The sequence below is a fragment of the Ornithinimicrobium kibberense genome (assembly GCF_006519705.1).
Lineage (GTDB): Bacteria > Actinomycetota > Actinomycetes > Actinomycetales > Dermatophilaceae > Ornithinicoccus > Ornithinicoccus kibberensis.
This window is the reverse complement of record NZ_VFXM01000010.1, coordinates 160,672-173,957: the sequence shown is the minus strand read 5'-3', so window position 1 is coordinate 173,957 and position 13,286 is coordinate 160,672. Positions and strand designations below refer to the sequence as shown.

Here is a 13,286-nt window from a genome sequence, read left to right as displayed (position 1 = left end):
CCCCACGAGAACGACATACCCCCACCCAAACAGACCCCACCGACACACCTGCTCGAACGCCGAGGCCGCACGGCCTCGTCCCGTTGGCCCGTGCCGAAGGACACCTCGCGTCCTCGCGGCCGTGCGCGCACCGGCAGCCCTCGGGGGAGGCGGGCTCGTCAAGGACCGCGGCCCGGCGTCGCCCTACCCCCGAAGCCGCACGGAGAGGCAGGTCACGCAGCCCTCGAGCTTGATGAACTCGCTGATGTCGACCTCGGTCACCGTGCAGCCCCGATCGCGGAACATCTGCGCCGACCTCGGCGCGTCGGCCGCCATGAGCACGCGGTCGCCGCCCAGCAGCACCACGTGGGCCCCCGACTCCTCGGGCACCGGGAGGAAGCCGGCATCCGCGTGGCCCGTCCCGACGCCGTCCCCGGCCGGGTCCGCCCCGCCGGCCCACACCGCGGGGTCGTCGACGAGGGGTTCGTGGCCGACGACGGTCCCGTCCGGCAGCGCCGTCACCCCGCTCTTGAGGTGCAGGACGCGGGAGAACGGGACGCCGACGACCTGCACCCCGGCGGGCTCGAGGTGGGCGGCGAGCTGCCGCATACCCTCCTCGTTGCTGCGCCCGCCCAGGCCGACCCAGACGGTGCCGCCGAACTTGAGCACGTCACCGCCCTCGAGCGTGCCGGGCGCCTCGATCCGGGCCACCCGGTAGCCCGCCGCGACGACCGCCTCCTCGACCGCGTCCACCTCGGCCCTCCGCGACGGGGCGCCGGGACGGGTCAGCACCGCCAGGTCGCCGTGCACGACGACGGTGTCCTCGACGAAGACCGCGTCCGCGCAGTCGTCGGCCGGGGCGACCTCCACCGTGCGCCAGCCGTTCGCGTGGAGCGCGTCGACGTAGGCCTCCCACTGCCGCTGCGCCCGCTCCACGTCGACCGGCTGCCGGTCGATATGCGTGATGAGCCCCTCGGCGAGCCGGGGCCCGGGGCGACGCACCAGGGCGAGGTGTCGCTCCCCAGGACTCGTGGGGTCGGCGGAGGCGGGAGAGGTGTCGGTCACGGGCCAAGCCTCGCAGACCACGACGCCCGCGGGGTATGCCGTGTGCGCCGCGGCCCCGGGTGGTGCCGCGGGGCCCGGGACCGCAGGATGGGGACATGACGCCGAAGGTGCACCCATGAAGACGACCCACCTGCAGGTCCGCACGGGCGGTGAGGACGTCGTGCTCGACCTCACCAGCGACTGCGCCGACTTCGTCCGGGACGGGGGCGACGGGCTGCTGCACGTGTTCGTGCCGCACGCCACGGCCGGGCTGGCGATCATCGAGACCGGCGCCGGCTCCGACGACGACCTGCTCGCGGCCCTGGAGGATCTGCTCCCGGCCGACGACCGATGGCGCCACCGGCACGGGACCTACGGCCACGGGCGGTCGCACGTGATGCCGGCGCTCGTGCCGCCTTACGCCACCGTCCCCGTCGAGGGGGGACGGCTGGCGCTGGGCACGTGGCAGAGCATCTGCCTGGTGGACCTCAACGTGGACAACCACGACCGCACGGTCCGGCTGGACCTCCTCAGCGGCTGACCGGGTCCTGCTCGCGCAGGGCCCGGGCGCTCGCCTCGGGCGTGAGCTCGAGCCGGCGCAGCAGCTGGGCGTTGAGCGCCACGACCACCGTCGAGGCCGACATGAGCAGGGCCCCGACCGCCATCGGCATGACGAACCCGACCGGCGCGAGGACGCCCGCCGCGAGCGGGACGGCCACGATGTTGTAGCCGGCGGCCCACCACAGGTTCTGCTTCATCTTGCGGTAGCCGGCGCGCGAGAGCTCGATGACCGAGAGCACCGACCGCGGGTCGTCGCTGGCCAGGACGACACCGGCCGAGGCGATGGCCACGTCGGTCCCGGCACCGATGGCGATGCCGACGTCGGCCTGCGCGAGCGCGGGGGCGTCGTTGACGCCGTCGCCCACCATGGCCACGGTGCGTCCCTGCTGCTGGAGGGCCTTGACCTTGTCCGCCTTGTGCTCCGGGCGCACCCCGGCCAGGACCTCGTCGATCCCCAGCTCCTCGGCCACGGCCCGGGCGACCGGTTCGGCGTCGCCGGTGATCATGACGACCTGGATACCGAGGTGGTGGAGCGTGTCGACCGCCTCGCGGGACTCCTCGCGCACCTCGTCGGCGACGGCCAGCGCCCCGACCACCTTGCCGTCGCGGACGACGTGCAGCACCGTGGAGCCCTGCTCGGCCCACCCGCCGGCGGCCGCCAGCGGCTCGAGGCCCTCCTCCTCCAGCAGGTAGGGCCCGCCGACCCGCACGGTGCTCCCGTCGACTGTGCCGGTGACGCCGACGGCGGGGGCCGAGGAGAACTCGCTCACCGGCGGGAGGCGCAGGCCGCGGTCCTCCGCGGCGCGCACGACCGCCCGTGCCAGCGGGTGCTCGCTGTCGGACTCGACGGCCGCGGCCAGCGCGACCACGTCGTCCTCGGAGAACCCGGCCCCGGACGGTCCGGACGCGCCCTCGGCGGTGGCGACGTGGCCCACCGCCGGCTCGCCCCGCGTCAACGTGCCGGTCTTGTCGAACAGCACGGTGTCCACGACGCGGGTGCGCTCCAGGGCCATCCGGTCCTTGATCAGGACGCCGCCCTTGGCGGCGCGCTCGGTGGTGATGGAGACGACGAGCGGGATGGCCAGACCCAGCGCGTGGGGGCAGGCGATGACCAGGACCGTGATGACCCGGACCAGGGCGGTGCTGGGCGTCGCGACCGACAGCCACACGACCGCGGACAGGACCGCGGCGGCGAGCGCGAACCAGAAGAGCCACCCGGCGGCCCGGTCCGCGAGCCGCTGAGCCCTCGTGGACGAGCTCTGGGCGTCGGCGACCATGCGCTGGATGCCGGCCAGGGCGGTGTCGTCCCCGACGGCGGTGACCCGCACCCGCAGGGCGGAGTCGGTCGCCACGGTCCCCGCCACGACGGTGTCGCCCACGCCCCGCCGCACGGTCGTGGACTCGCCCGTGATCATCGACTCGTCGAGGGCCGCCTCGCCGTCGACGACCTCCCCGTCCGCCGGCACCCGGGCGCCGGGCCGGACCACGACCACGTCGTCCACGTGCAGGTCGGCGGGCGACACGGTGACCGTCCGGTCGCCCTCGACCTTCTCGGTCTCGTCGGGCAGCAGCGCGGCCAGCGACTCCAGCGCCGAGGACGTCTGGGCCAGCGACCTCATCTCGATCCAGTGGCCCAGCAGCATGATGACGATGAGCAGCGCCAGCTCCCACCAGAACTCCAGGTCGTGCGGGAGCAGCCCGAGGCTGGCGGCCATGGAGGAGAGGAAGGCCACCGTGATGGCCATGCCGACGAGCAGCATCATCCCCGGCCGACGCTGCCTCAGCTCCTCGACCGCCCCCGTGTAGAAGGGCCGACCGCCCCAGACGTACATGACGGTCCCCAGCACCGGGGCGACCCAGCGCAGGCCGGGCACGTCGGGCAGCCGGTAGCCGAGCAGGTCCGCGAACATGCCGCTCGTGAGCACGGTCGGCACCGACAGGGCCAGCATGATCCAGAACAGCCACCGGAACATCGCCACGTGGCCCTCATGGCCGCCGTGGTCGCCGTGGTCGCCATGGCCCCCGTGCCCCTCATGGTGCTCGTGACCGCCATGGCCCTGTTGGTCCGCGCCCTCTGCGTGCCGGTCGTGACCGGCCTCCCGGGTCGTGTGCTGCTGGGTCATCACGTCCACCTCTCCTCAGCGGGTCAGTCCTTCATACCCCTAGGGGGTATGTTGCCGCAACGGTTCGGAGGAGCGTGGGTATTCCTGCTGCCGGGTCGGGCGCCCCCGGTTCAGCCCTCCGGCCCGGGCTCCTCCGCCTCGACGTGCTGGTCGATGCGGGTGTTGACGTCGGGGGTGTCGGGGACGCTGTCGGCGCCGCCGAGGGAGGTGTCCGGGTTGACCGCGGCGGACCCGGCCTCGGACACGGTGCCCTCGCCGGGCCCGTCACCCTGGTCGTCGCCGGGCCGGTCCTCCTCGTGGGTCGGGTCGTGGTCGGCCGTCCGGCCTTCGTCGTGTGTCATGCCGCCCACGGTAGGACCGGCGGACCCGCACGGCACCTCGACGGGCGTCCTCGTCCTCAGCCCGACGGTACCGGCTGCTGCTCCCGGTCCCCCTCGTGGCCGTACCGTCGGGCGTAGGTCTTCCGTCCGGGCGCCCCGGAGACCCCGAAGACCACCACGCTCACGGCCACGACGAGGGTGACCGCACCCCACAGCGCCGGGTCGTCCACCCCCTCGTGCCGCGCGTGCGCCAGGTAGAACAGCGCGCTGATGCCCATCGGTCCGAAGAAGCCCATGAAGCCCGCCTGGTGCCGGGCGAGGCCGAGCGGCCGCCGGAGGGCGAGCAGGAACGGCAGCCGCCGCACCAGCAGGACGAGCACCGCGAAGACGACGGCCCGCCAGCCCCACTCCACCCAGGTCTCCCACGGCAGCACCACGCCGAGCACCGCGACGAACGGGAGCACGGCGTACTTGTTGACCCCCTCGTCCACCGCGTCCTGCGTCTCCCGGGGGCTGCTCCCCGCGAAACGGTTGTAGGTCAGGCCCGCGACGAAGACCGCCAGCACGCCGGCCGCCTCGGCCGTGCGGGCCACCCCGAGGACTCCGACCGCCAGCAGCAGCGTGTAGACCAGCTCGGGCCCCTCGCCCACGTCGTCGTGCCGGTCGGCGTGGCTCAGCCCGAGGCCGGCGAGCCATCCGAGCAGGGCACCGATCGCCACGCCGGCACCGACCTCCCAGGCGACCAGGCCCAGGGCGTGGCGCACGCCCTGCGCGGGCAGGACGACCGCGACGAGCACTGCGACGAGGACGACTCCGAGCCCGTCGTTGGCGCCGCTCTCCAGGGTCAGCAGCGCCCGGATTCGGTGGGGCAGGGTCCGCGCGGCCGGCTCGCCGTTGACGACGGCGGCGGCCAGGACCGGGTCGGTCGGGGCCAGGCAGGCCCCGACGAGGAGGGCCAGGGAGATCGGCACGGCGAGGACGAGGGCCGACGCGGCCGTGGCCAGGGCCGCCAGCGGCATCACCACCGCCAGCAGCAGCGCGGTAGGTCTGAGCAGGCCGCGCAGGCTCTCCCACGGGTAGCGCAGCGCCGCCGCCATCACCGAGGCCGCGAGCAGGACGCGGCTGCCCTCGAGCAGGAGGACGTCGACCAGCTCCTGCTCCAGCCGCACGAGGCCCAGCGCGGCCGGCCCGACGAGCACCCCGACGGCGAGGGCCACGAGCGGCTCGCTGACGGGGACCCACCGTTCCAGCGGGCCGCTGACGAGGGCCAGGACCACGCCGCCGAGACCCAGCACGGCCAGGGTGGGGGCCAGCCAGCCCATGCCTCACCTCCTCCGTGGCAGCCGGTGGAGCACGACCTCGCCGAGCACGCCGTCGCCGACCTCGCAGGTCATGTACGTGCAGAACGGCTGTCGGCGGCGGTCGGTCGGCGACCCGGGGTTGAGCAGACGCAGGCCCTCGGCGGTGGTGTCCCAGGGGATGTGGCTGTGCCCGAAGACGAGCACGTCCAGGTCGGGGTATGCCGCCCGCATGCGCTCCTCTCGGCGCACCCGGGGCCCGGTCTCGTGGACCACGCCCCACCGCATACCCCCCAGCTCGGTCCGGGCCACCTCGGGGAGGCGACGCCGCAGCTCCTCGCCGTCGTTGTTCCCGTGGACGCCCACCAGCCGGGCCGCCCTGGCCTCGAGCTCGTCGAGCAGCGCAGGGTCGACCCAGTCGCCGGCGTGGACGACCACGTCGGCGCGGTCGACCTCGCCCCAGACCTCGGACGGGAGCTCACGGGCCCGCTTGGGCACGTGCGTGTCGGCCACGAGCAGCACCCGCAGCCGGTCGCTCACCCGACGTCGGGCGTCTCGGCGCTGCCGTCGTCGTGGATCTCCTGGGCCATCCGGTCCAGCTCGCCCTCGTCGACGTCGACCTCGGCCTCGGCCAGGCCCTCCTCGAGGTCCTCCCGGACCGTCTCGGGACGGGCGCCCTCGTCCCAGCTCTCCGTGCGCTCCACGACGTAGTCGGCCGCCTGCTGGCGGGCGTCGGCCTCCTCGGCCCCTCCGGTGCTCTGCTGATCGCTCATCCCGCCACGGTAGCCACGGGCCGGTGCTCCCGCACCCGGTGACAGACTGACCCCATGGCCAGGACCGTCGCGACCACCACCACCGTCGACCGGGAGGGGCTGCTGGAGTTCGTCCGCCCCCGCCACCAGCTCGTGCTCATCACCACCCGCCAGGACGGCCGCCCGCAGGCCTCCCCCGTCACCGGGGGCGTCGACGGGCAGGGCCGGATCGTCGTCTCGACCTACCCCGAACGGGCCAAGACGCACAACGCGCGGCGCGACCCGCGGGTGAGCGTCGTCGTGCTCTCCGACGACTTCGGCGGTGCCTGGGTGCAGGTGGACGGCGACTGCGAGGTGATCGACTGCCCGGAGTCGGTGGAGCCGCTCGTCGACTACTTCCGCGCCGTCGCCGGGGAGCACCCGGACTGGGACGAGTACCGCGAGGCGATGGTCGCCCAGGGCAAGTCGCTGCTGCGGATCACCCCGACCCGGTGGTCGCCGGTCGCCACGGGCGGTTTCCCCGCCCGGCTCGCGGACGACTGACGGCCCCGGGGCCGGAGGCGACGCCCGGGCGTCTCACGCGGTCTTGATCTCGGTCCGGCGCAGACGCACCCAGCCGAGCACGAGCGGCAGCACGATCCACAGGGCGGTCACCGTCGCCAGCTGGGCCCACTGCTCCCCGGTCAGCGCCACCTGCGTGAACAGCGGCGCCTGCCCGGTCGCCAGGTCGAACCACCCGGCGTTCTCCCGCAGCACCTCGACGAAGGTGATGAGCAGGTTCATCGCCACGGGGAGCGCGAAGTAGAGCACGATCGCGGCCGTGCTGTTCATCAACAGCAGCCCGAAGGCCACGCCCTGCATGATGGCCAGGACCTGCAGGATCGTGAAGTAGCCCAGCTCGCGGGCCCCCAGGTCCCAGACGTCGCCGCTGCCGGCGACCGCCGCGAAGAGGGCGGCCACGGCCAGCAGCAGCGCCAGGCCCAGGAGGCCGACGACGACCGCGGCGATCGACTTGGCGACCACGACCAGCCCACGTCGCGGCTCGAGGGTGAAGGTCACCAGGCCGGCCCGCTGGCTCCACTCGCTGGTGACCAGCAGGATGCCCAGGACGGGCAGCAGGAAGGCCTGGGGGGTCAGCGCCATCCCGGCGAAGCCGTAGAAGGTGTGCCCCTCCTCCGGCCCGAAGAGCCGGAAGAGGACGACGGCGCCGACGCTGAGGACGGCGATGATGGCGAGCAGCCACAGCCCCGAGCGGGTGTCGACCATCTTGCGCAGCTCGACCTGCACCAGCCGGAGCAGGGGTATGGGGCGCGCCTGAACCTCGGTCCCGCCCCGCGGCCGGGTCGCGGCCCCGCCGGAGGGGTGGCTGCCGGTCGTCGTGCTCATCGGTGGACTCCTTCACGTGCGTCCGCGGCGGTCAGCTGCAGGAAGCGCTCCTCCAGGCCGCCCCCGTCGGAGGGACGCAGCTCGGTCAGCGCGATCCCCCGGTCGACGGCGACCCGGCCGACGACGGCCGGCTCGGCCTCCACGACCAGGCCTCCGCCCGGGGACTCGACGGCGTCCAGACCGGCCTGCTGCAGCGCGACCAGCAAGGTGGCGTCGTCCGCGGACCGCACGACGGCGCCGCCGGTGGCCAGCAGCTCGGCCTTGGTGCCCCGGGCCACGATCCGGCCACGTCCGATGACGACGAGGTCGTCGGCGATGACCTCCACCTCCCGGAGCAGGTGGGAGGACAGCAGCGCGGTGCCGCCGGCCCGGGTGAAGTCGGCCAGCAGCGTGCGCATCCAGTGGATCCCGGCCGGGTCCAGCCCGTTGGCCGGCTCGTCGAGCACCAGCACCTGGGGGTCCCCCAGGAGCGCGTTGGCGATCCCGAGACGCTGGCGCATCCCCAGGGAGTAGCCGCCCACCCGGCGGCGGGCCTCCGCGGGCGTCAGGCCCACCAGCTCCAGCATCTCGTCCACCCGCCGCCGGTCCAGGCCCATGGTCAGCGCGCTGACGGTCAGGGCCTCCCGGCCGGTGCGTCCGCCGTGCTGGGCCTGCGCGTCCAGCAGGACGCCCACGGTCCGCCCGGGGTTGGGAATATCCTCGTAGCGGCGGCCCAGCACGAGCGACTGCCCGGACGTGGGTCGGGTGAGGGCGCAGATCATCCGCATCGTCGTCGACTTGCCCGCCCCGTTGGGGCCGAGGAAGCCGGTGACCCGCCCTGGTTCCACGGTGAAGGTCACGTCGTCGACGGCGGTGGTCGCGCCGTAGGTCCTGGTCAGGCCCTGGATCTCGATCATCGGTCGTCGGCCTCCCTCCGGTGCTGCGACTCCTCGAACGTCCTCGTCACCATGTCACTTCACCGGGACCCGGCGCATGATGCCGACGAAGACGCCGGTGAGCACGACGGCGACGAGCAGGTCCGAGCCCCACCACGCGTCGGCGCGGTCGAGCGCCTCGCCGACCGCCGGGAGGAGGCCGGCGACCATCGGGAGCACGACGAAGAAACCGACCAGGACGCCGGTGCCGACCCACCACGGCCAGCGCAGGAACATGGCGGTGATGGTGACGGCGGCCATCATGGGGCCCACCGTCGCCCCGACCGCGGCGACGACGGCCGGGACCGGGCCTCCGGCGGTCTCCGAGCCCAGGATCTCGACCGCACCGCCCGGTCCGCTCCCCAGCAGCAGCAGGACGACCAGTGCCACGACGAGCACGTAGACGGTCATCGCCGCGACGGTGAGCAGGTGGGCCAGGACGACCTGCCACCGGGTGGCGCCGGAGGCCACGTGGACGCGGGTGCGGGCCGTGGCGAGAACGGCGTGCACGACGGCGGCGATGCCGACCGAGATCGGCAGCACGACGAGGGAGACCCACAGGATCGTCCGGCCGCCCTCGACCAGGAGCGGCGGGCCGCTCCACTCGACCTCGTCCATGACGACGACGTCCCAGCCCTGCCAGCGCGCCACGAGCGCCATGACGCCCAGCACGGCCAGGGTGACCAGCGCGGTGACGGTGAGCCCGCGGAGCGCGTCGGCCACCTGGAGCCGGCCCAGGGCCCACCACTGCCGGTCGGGCCGGGAGGCCGGTCCCGTGGTGCGGGTGGCGGTGGTGCCGGCGGTGTCGGTGGTCGTCATGACGGGGTCCTTCCGGTGCTGACGTGCACCAGCACGTCGGTGAGCGAGGCGAGCCGGTCGCCGGTGGAGTGCTGCTCGCGCACGGCCGCGGCGTCGCCGGCGGCGACGACCCGGCCGCGGTCGAGCACGACGACGTCCTCCATGAGGTCCTCGACCTCGTCGAGCAGGTGGGAGGACAGCACGACCGTGCGCGGGTGGGCGACGTAGTCGGCCATGAGCTCGTCGTAGAAGAGGCGGCGGGCGACGGCGTCCATGCCCAGGTAGACCTCGTCCAGCAGGGTGAGCTCGGCGCGGGAGGCGAGGCCGATGACCGCCCCGAGGATCGACCGCTGGCCGCGGGAGAGCTGCTCCGGCTTCTTGCGCAGCGGCACGGCGAACCGTTGGAGCAGCTCCACGGCATACTCCTCGTCCCAGTGCGGGCGCAGCGCCCGCTGGAGGCGCAGGGTCTGGCGGATGCGCTGGTCCTCGAGGATGCCTCCGCGGTCCCGGACCAGGCAGACGCGGGAGGTGACCGACGGGTCCTCCCACACGCCCCGGCCGCCGACGCGGACGGTGCCGGTCTGGACCGGGCGCAGCGCGGCGATCAGCGACAGGAGGGTCGTCTTGCCGGCACCGTTGCGCCCGACGAGCCCGGTGATGGTGCCCGGCCGGACGCTCAGGCTGACGTCCGAGAGCGCCTCGACGCCCCGGAACCGGTGGGTGACGGCGTCGACCTCGACGCCCAGCGGCGTGTTCACGGCTGCTCCTTGAGATGGTCGATGAGCTGGTCGGTGGTGATCCCCAGCGCCCGGGCCTCGTCGAGGACGGGCCCCAGCGTGTCGTCCCAGAAGGTCGCCCGGCGCTGCTGCCGCAGCAGCTCGCGGGCCCCCTCGGAGACGAACATGCCCAGCCCGCGCCGCTTGTGCAGCAGGCCGTCGTCGACGAGCGTGCTCATCGCCTTGGCCGCGGTCGCGGGGTTGATGCGGTGGGTGGTCGCGTACTGCGTGGTCGACATGACCTGGGCCCCCTCCGGGAGGTCGCCCACCAGGACCGCGTGGCGGATCCGGTCGGCGATCTGCTGGTAGATCGGGGTGCGGTCGTCGAACGGCTCGAACTCCGCCGGCACGGCCTGGGTGGCCATGGGCCACCTCCGATCTCGTTCAGTGGTTCATTACATGACTAATGAACCATAGAACGACCGTCGGCGCAACCCCCGGGCACGGCGACGCCCCGGGGGCGCAGGCCCTCCGGGGCGTCGCGATCTGCCACCGTGCCGCCCCCTCGGGCGGCGCGGGTGCAGGTCCCGTCAGTCGCAGGAGACGTTCGGGTTCAACGGGCTCAGCACGCCCGCTGGGTTGCCCTGCCAGACCCAGGCGTGCAGCGTGTGGAACGGCGGGCCCCCGTGCGGGTGGGGAGCGTCGAAGGCCCGGCCGAACAGGCTCGCCGAGGCGTCCCAGGTCGCGTACTCGACGGCCACCAGCTTGAGGCTGCCGTTCTTGCGAGGCGCGTAGACGAGGATCTCCGGTGCGGTCGGGTCCAGGTCGGCCGCCGTCGCTGCGGTCCCGCGCTGGTAGTGGTACCCCATGTTCGGCACGCACGGCGAGGACGGCAGGTAGCCGTCCGCGGTCGCCGCGTCGACGTCGTGGTACTTGGCCGTGGTCGCCCGGACCTCGGCCAGCTGGGCGCCGAGCGGGCGCTCGCCGCCGTGACCGGGGTGGGCGCCGGCGGTCGCCGCGGGTGCTCCCACGGCCAGGGCCAGCCCGGCGAGGGCGGCCGCCACCCGGCTCCGGGTGCGACGGGTCGGGGTCGTGGTGGTGGGTATCATCGAACTCTCCTCTGGACGGTCGGGCCGTCGGGGCCCGGGGGGGTGGGGGTCGGGCATGGTCAGGCGGGCGGCAGCGCCCCGGGTGGGGGTCCGAGCACCTCGATGCCGTGCCGGGCGCAGGCCTCGGCGACCTGTCCGGGGTCGATCTGCACCGGCTCGGGCAGCCGGGCCTGCGGCATCCGTGTCCCGAGGTCGTGGACCATCTCCACGAAGCTGGGCTCGCGGCGCCGCCCGGCGACGACCGTGAGGAAGCGGGCCGTCCCCGACTCGACCTGGAAGGTGTGCGCCACCCGGCACGGCAGCGCCAGGAGGGCGCCGGTCCCGCCGTGGACGACCTGGTCACCCAGCTCGAAGCGGACGCGACCTTCGATGACGTAGAAGAGCTCGTCCTCCTCCCGGTGCACGTGCAGCGGGGGGCCGAAGCCCCGGGGGGCGAGGAACTCCACCGCGCCCATCCCGCTGGCGGAGCTGCCGGGGTCGAGCTTGACGGTGGCCAGGTGGTTGAGGAAGGCGCGGTGCACCCCTTCCCCCTCGGGCAGGTGGCGGAAGCGGTCCGGGTCGCCGGTGGTGGACGGGGTGCGGGGTCTGGTCGTGGTGCTCATGGCGGCACCGTGCCCGGGCACCCTTTCGGAAACCTTTGGACCGGGGCCGCCGTCGTCCCCGGCACGTCCTGCCGGCGCGGCTCAGCGGTCGTCGATCCCCAGCTCGTCCATCGCCTCCTCGTAGCGTTCCCGGGCCGCGACCGCCTCCCCGTGCCGGCCGTCCCGGTGCAGCAGCTCGACCAGGGACCGGTGGGCCTCCTCGTCGTAGGGGTCCAGCTCGAGCACCCGCCGCAGCAGTACGACGGCGTCCTCGCCGCCGGCTGCTCCTCCCGCCGGGTCGGCGAGCACGGCCCGGGCGACCCGGTGCGCCGCCACCACGAAACGGTCGCGCATCCGGTCGCGCAGCGGGGCGGTCCAGTCGTCGTAGCGGTCCTCGGGCAGCAGCTCGGCGTAGTCCCGGACCAGGGCGAGGTCGTCCTCGAGCCGGAACCATCGTTCGACGTCGACGTCCACCGCGGCCAGGTCCAGCCGGACCGTCGACCGGTCGGCCACCACGGCCCCGCCCAGGACCCTGCGCACGGCGGACAGCTGGACCGACAGCCGGGCGGCGAGCCGGTCGGAGAGCTCGTCCGGCCAGAGCAGGTCCGTCAGCTCCTCGCGGGGGACCGGCCACCCGCGGGCCACCACCAGCCGCTTGAGCAGCGTCCGCGCCTGCCGGGACCCCCAGTCCCCCGGCCGGGTCGGCGTCCCGTCGACGACGACCTCGAAGCGGCCCATCGCCCGCACCTGCACGGTGGGCCGGGCCACGGACGGTGCCGGCGCCTGCGTCGGTCCAGTCGCCGGACGGCCGGTCCCGCCGCTCGGGCCGGCCCGCCCGCAACGGCCGGTCGTGAACCGCTCGACGGCGTCGCAGACCGCGTCCATGTCGCCGGCGAAGCTCCAGTGGTCCTCCCCCGGCAGCTCGACCAGCTCGACGTCGGCGCCCGCCTGCCGGAATTGCCGGTAGGTCTCCCGCGCGCGGTCCACCGGCGTGATCAGGTCCCCGGTGCGGTGGACGATGAGGACAGGGCAGCCCACCCGGTCGAGGACGCCGCGGGCGTCCATGTCCCCGTTCATCCGGAACAGCTCCGTCAGCGCGTCCCGGCTCGCGGAGTGACGCTCGTAGTGCGGCCACCACCGAACGAAGTCCTCGTCGGTCAGCAGGGACGGGCCGAACAGCGCGACGGTCCGCGACCCGGGCGTGCCCCAGGCGTCGACGAACTCCTCCCACCTCCGCCGCGCCGCGGCCATCCCCTGCGGCGTCGAGCGCACGGCCCGCTGCTCGTCCGTGAGCAGGGAGGCTGCCGTCCCCTCCAGGATCAGGCCCTGGACCCGCCCGGGGTAGGTGGCCGCGAACATCACCGCCATCGGCCCGCCCTCGGACACCCCGTGCACGAACGCCCGGTCCACGCCGGCGGCGTCCATGACCGAGCGCAGCTCGTCGACCCGCTCGTCCAGGCCGGGGATCTCCAGCGACCGGTCCGACAGCCCCGTACCCCGCTTGTCGAAGATCACCTGGCGCGAGAACGCGGCGTACCGCTCCAGCATCCGGCGGATGACCGGGGACTCCCAGGCCAGCTCCACGTTCTGCGCCATGGGTGGCACGACGCAGATGGTCGCGGGGCCGTCGCCGAACACCTCGTAGGCCAGGGTGGAGCCGGCCGCCTCGGCGAAGCGGACCTCCGGCACCTCCTCCATGCCCCCA

At 74.2% G+C, this 13,286-nt stretch carries 16 protein-coding genes; 2 read left to right on the top strand and 14 right to left on the bottom strand.

Translation table 11 applies throughout. The features are described from left to right. Positions 1-183 precede the first annotated feature (183 nt). Entirely contained in the window at positions 184-1,044 is an 861-nt protein-coding gene (gene ddaH / locus FJR00_RS10400; RefSeq protein WP_141338659.1) for a dimethylargininase, read from the bottom strand. A 115-nt stretch (positions 1,045-1,159) separates the two neighbouring features. On the opposite strand from ddaH, the gene FJR00_RS10395 reads away from it, so the two are divergent. Beyond that, entirely contained in the window at positions 1,160-1,564 is a 405-nt protein-coding gene (locus tag FJR00_RS10395; RefSeq protein ID WP_075958656.1) for a secondary thiamine-phosphate synthase enzyme YjbQ, read from the top strand. Here the strand turns inward: FJR00_RS10395 and FJR00_RS10390 are convergent. The 5 genes from FJR00_RS10390 to FJR00_RS10370 all read right to left on the bottom strand — a co-directional run bounded on the left by FJR00_RS10390 (position 1,554) and on the right by FJR00_RS10370 (position 6,098). Next, on the bottom strand, positions 1,554-3,707 hold the full coding sequence (locus FJR00_RS10390; RefSeq protein ID WP_141338658.1) for a copper-translocating P-type ATPase: 2,154 nt from the start codon (positions 3,705-3,707) through the stop codon (positions 1,554-1,556). The genes FJR00_RS10395 and FJR00_RS10390 overlap by 11 nt on opposite strands. Before the next feature lie 110 nt (positions 3,708-3,817). Then, the gene (locus FJR00_RS10385; protein ID WP_141338657.1) at positions 3,818-4,048 is read right to left on the bottom strand and encodes a hypothetical protein; all 231 of its coding nucleotides are present in this window, start codon (positions 4,046-4,048) and stop codon (positions 3,818-3,820) included. A 56-nt stretch (positions 4,049-4,104) separates the two neighbouring features. Beyond that, complete coding sequence (locus tag FJR00_RS10380) at positions 4,105-5,349, bottom strand: cation:proton antiporter domain-containing protein (RefSeq protein WP_141338656.1); 1,245 nt, start codon at positions 5,347-5,349, stop codon at positions 4,105-4,107. A 3-nt stretch (positions 5,350-5,352) separates the two neighbouring features. Continuing rightward, entirely contained in the window at positions 5,353-5,865 is a 513-nt protein-coding gene (locus FJR00_RS10375; protein ID WP_238330429.1) for a metallophosphoesterase family protein, read from the bottom strand. Beyond that, on the bottom strand, positions 5,862-6,098 hold the full coding sequence (locus FJR00_RS10370) for a hypothetical protein (protein WP_141338655.1): 237 nt from the start codon (positions 6,096-6,098) through the stop codon (positions 5,862-5,864). The genes FJR00_RS10375 and FJR00_RS10370 overlap by 4 nt, the downstream gene beginning before the upstream one ends. Before the next feature lie 54 nt (positions 6,099-6,152). Between FJR00_RS10370 and FJR00_RS10365 the strand changes: the two genes are divergently transcribed. Beyond that, positions 6,153-6,620: a PPOX class F420-dependent oxidoreductase gene (locus FJR00_RS10365; RefSeq protein ID WP_141338654.1), complete on the top strand. Its 468-nt coding sequence runs from the start codon at positions 6,153-6,155 to the stop codon at positions 6,618-6,620. 33 nt (positions 6,621-6,653) lie between these two features. Here FJR00_RS10365 and FJR00_RS10360 read toward each other — a convergent pair whose 3' ends face one another. The 8 genes from FJR00_RS10360 to FJR00_RS10325 all read right to left on the bottom strand — a co-directional run bounded on the left by FJR00_RS10360 (position 6,654) and on the right by FJR00_RS10325 (position 13,279). After that, complete coding sequence (locus FJR00_RS10360; RefSeq protein WP_141338653.1) at positions 6,654-7,463, bottom strand: ABC transporter permease; 810 nt, start codon at positions 7,461-7,463, stop codon at positions 6,654-6,656. Then, on the bottom strand, positions 7,460-8,359 hold the full coding sequence (locus FJR00_RS10355) for an ABC transporter ATP-binding protein (protein WP_141338652.1): 900 nt from the start codon (positions 8,357-8,359) through the stop codon (positions 7,460-7,462). The genes FJR00_RS10360 and FJR00_RS10355 overlap by 4 nt, the downstream gene beginning before the upstream one ends. Positions 8,360-8,413: 54 nt before the next feature. Continuing rightward, positions 8,414-9,196 carry a hypothetical protein gene (locus tag FJR00_RS10350; protein WP_141338651.1) on the bottom strand — a complete coding sequence of 261 codons (783 nt, stop codon included), beginning with the start codon at positions 9,194-9,196 and terminating at the stop codon, positions 8,414-8,416. Then, positions 9,193-9,933, bottom strand: coding sequence for an ATP-binding cassette domain-containing protein (locus FJR00_RS10345; RefSeq protein ID WP_181409585.1), 741 nt, complete (start codon positions 9,931-9,933; stop codon positions 9,193-9,195). Before FJR00_RS10345 ends, FJR00_RS10350 begins: the two co-directional genes overlap by 4 nt. Further along, positions 9,930-10,316, bottom strand: coding sequence for a GntR family transcriptional regulator (locus FJR00_RS10340; RefSeq protein ID WP_141338650.1), 387 nt, complete (start codon positions 10,314-10,316; stop codon positions 9,930-9,932). The genes FJR00_RS10345 and FJR00_RS10340 overlap by 4 nt, the downstream gene beginning before the upstream one ends. Positions 10,317-10,481: 165 nt before the next feature. Next, positions 10,482-11,000 (bottom strand): hypothetical protein, encoded by a 519-nt coding sequence (locus FJR00_RS10335; protein WP_141338649.1) that lies wholly within the window; start codon positions 10,998-11,000, stop codon positions 10,482-10,484. A gap of 59 nt (positions 11,001-11,059) precedes the next feature. Continuing rightward, positions 11,060-11,602: a cupin domain-containing protein gene (locus tag FJR00_RS10330; protein WP_141338648.1), complete on the bottom strand. Its 543-nt coding sequence runs from the start codon at positions 11,600-11,602 to the stop codon at positions 11,060-11,062. 81 nt (positions 11,603-11,683) lie between these two features. After that, positions 11,684-13,279: an alpha/beta hydrolase gene (locus tag FJR00_RS10325; protein WP_141338647.1), complete on the bottom strand. Its 1,596-nt coding sequence runs from the start codon at positions 13,277-13,279 to the stop codon at positions 11,684-11,686. Positions 13,280-13,286: the final 7 nt, after the last annotated feature.

Excerpts from the sequence above, each read along its gene's own strand:
- FJR00_RS10395 (WP_075958656.1), top strand. The coding sequence starts at position 1,160 with ATGAAGACGACCCACCTGCAGGTCCGCACGGGCGGTGAGGACGTCGTG.
- FJR00_RS10390 (WP_141338658.1), bottom strand. The coding sequence starts at position 3,707 with ATGACCCAGCAGCACACGACCCGGGAGGCCGGTCACGACCGGCACGCA.
- FJR00_RS10385 (WP_141338657.1), bottom strand. The coding sequence starts at position 4,048 with ATGACACACGACGAAGGCCGGACGGCCGACCACGACCCGACCCACGAG.
- FJR00_RS10380 (WP_141338656.1), bottom strand. The coding sequence starts at position 5,349 with ATGGGCTGGCTGGCCCCCACCCTGGCCGTGCTGGGTCTCGGCGGCGTG.
- FJR00_RS10370 (WP_141338655.1), bottom strand. The coding sequence starts at position 6,098 with ATGAGCGATCAGCAGAGCACCGGAGGGGCCGAGGAGGCCGACGCCCGC.
- FJR00_RS10365 (WP_141338654.1), top strand. The coding sequence starts at position 6,153 with ATGGCCAGGACCGTCGCGACCACCACCACCGTCGACCGGGAGGGGCTG.
- FJR00_RS10360 (WP_141338653.1), bottom strand. The coding sequence starts at position 7,463 with ATGAGCACGACGACCGGCAGCCACCCCTCCGGCGGGGCCGCGACCCGG.
- FJR00_RS10355 (WP_141338652.1), bottom strand. The coding sequence starts at position 8,359 with ATGATCGAGATCCAGGGCCTGACCAGGACCTACGGCGCGACCACCGCC.
- FJR00_RS10350 (WP_141338651.1), bottom strand. The coding sequence starts at position 9,196 with ATGACGACCACCGACACCGCCGGCACCACCGCCACCCGCACCACGGGA.
- FJR00_RS10340 (WP_141338650.1), bottom strand. The coding sequence starts at position 10,316 with ATGGCCACCCAGGCCGTGCCGGCGGAGTTCGAGCCGTTCGACGACCGC.
- FJR00_RS10335 (WP_141338649.1), bottom strand. The coding sequence starts at position 11,000 with ATGATACCCACCACCACGACCCCGACCCGTCGCACCCGGAGCCGGGTG.
- FJR00_RS10330 (WP_141338648.1), bottom strand. The coding sequence starts at position 11,602 with ATGAGCACCACGACCAGACCCCGCACCCCGTCCACCACCGGCGACCCG.
- FJR00_RS10325 (WP_141338647.1), bottom strand. The coding sequence starts at position 13,279 with ATGGAGGAGGTGCCGGAGGTCCGCTTCGCCGAGGCGGCCGGCTCCACC.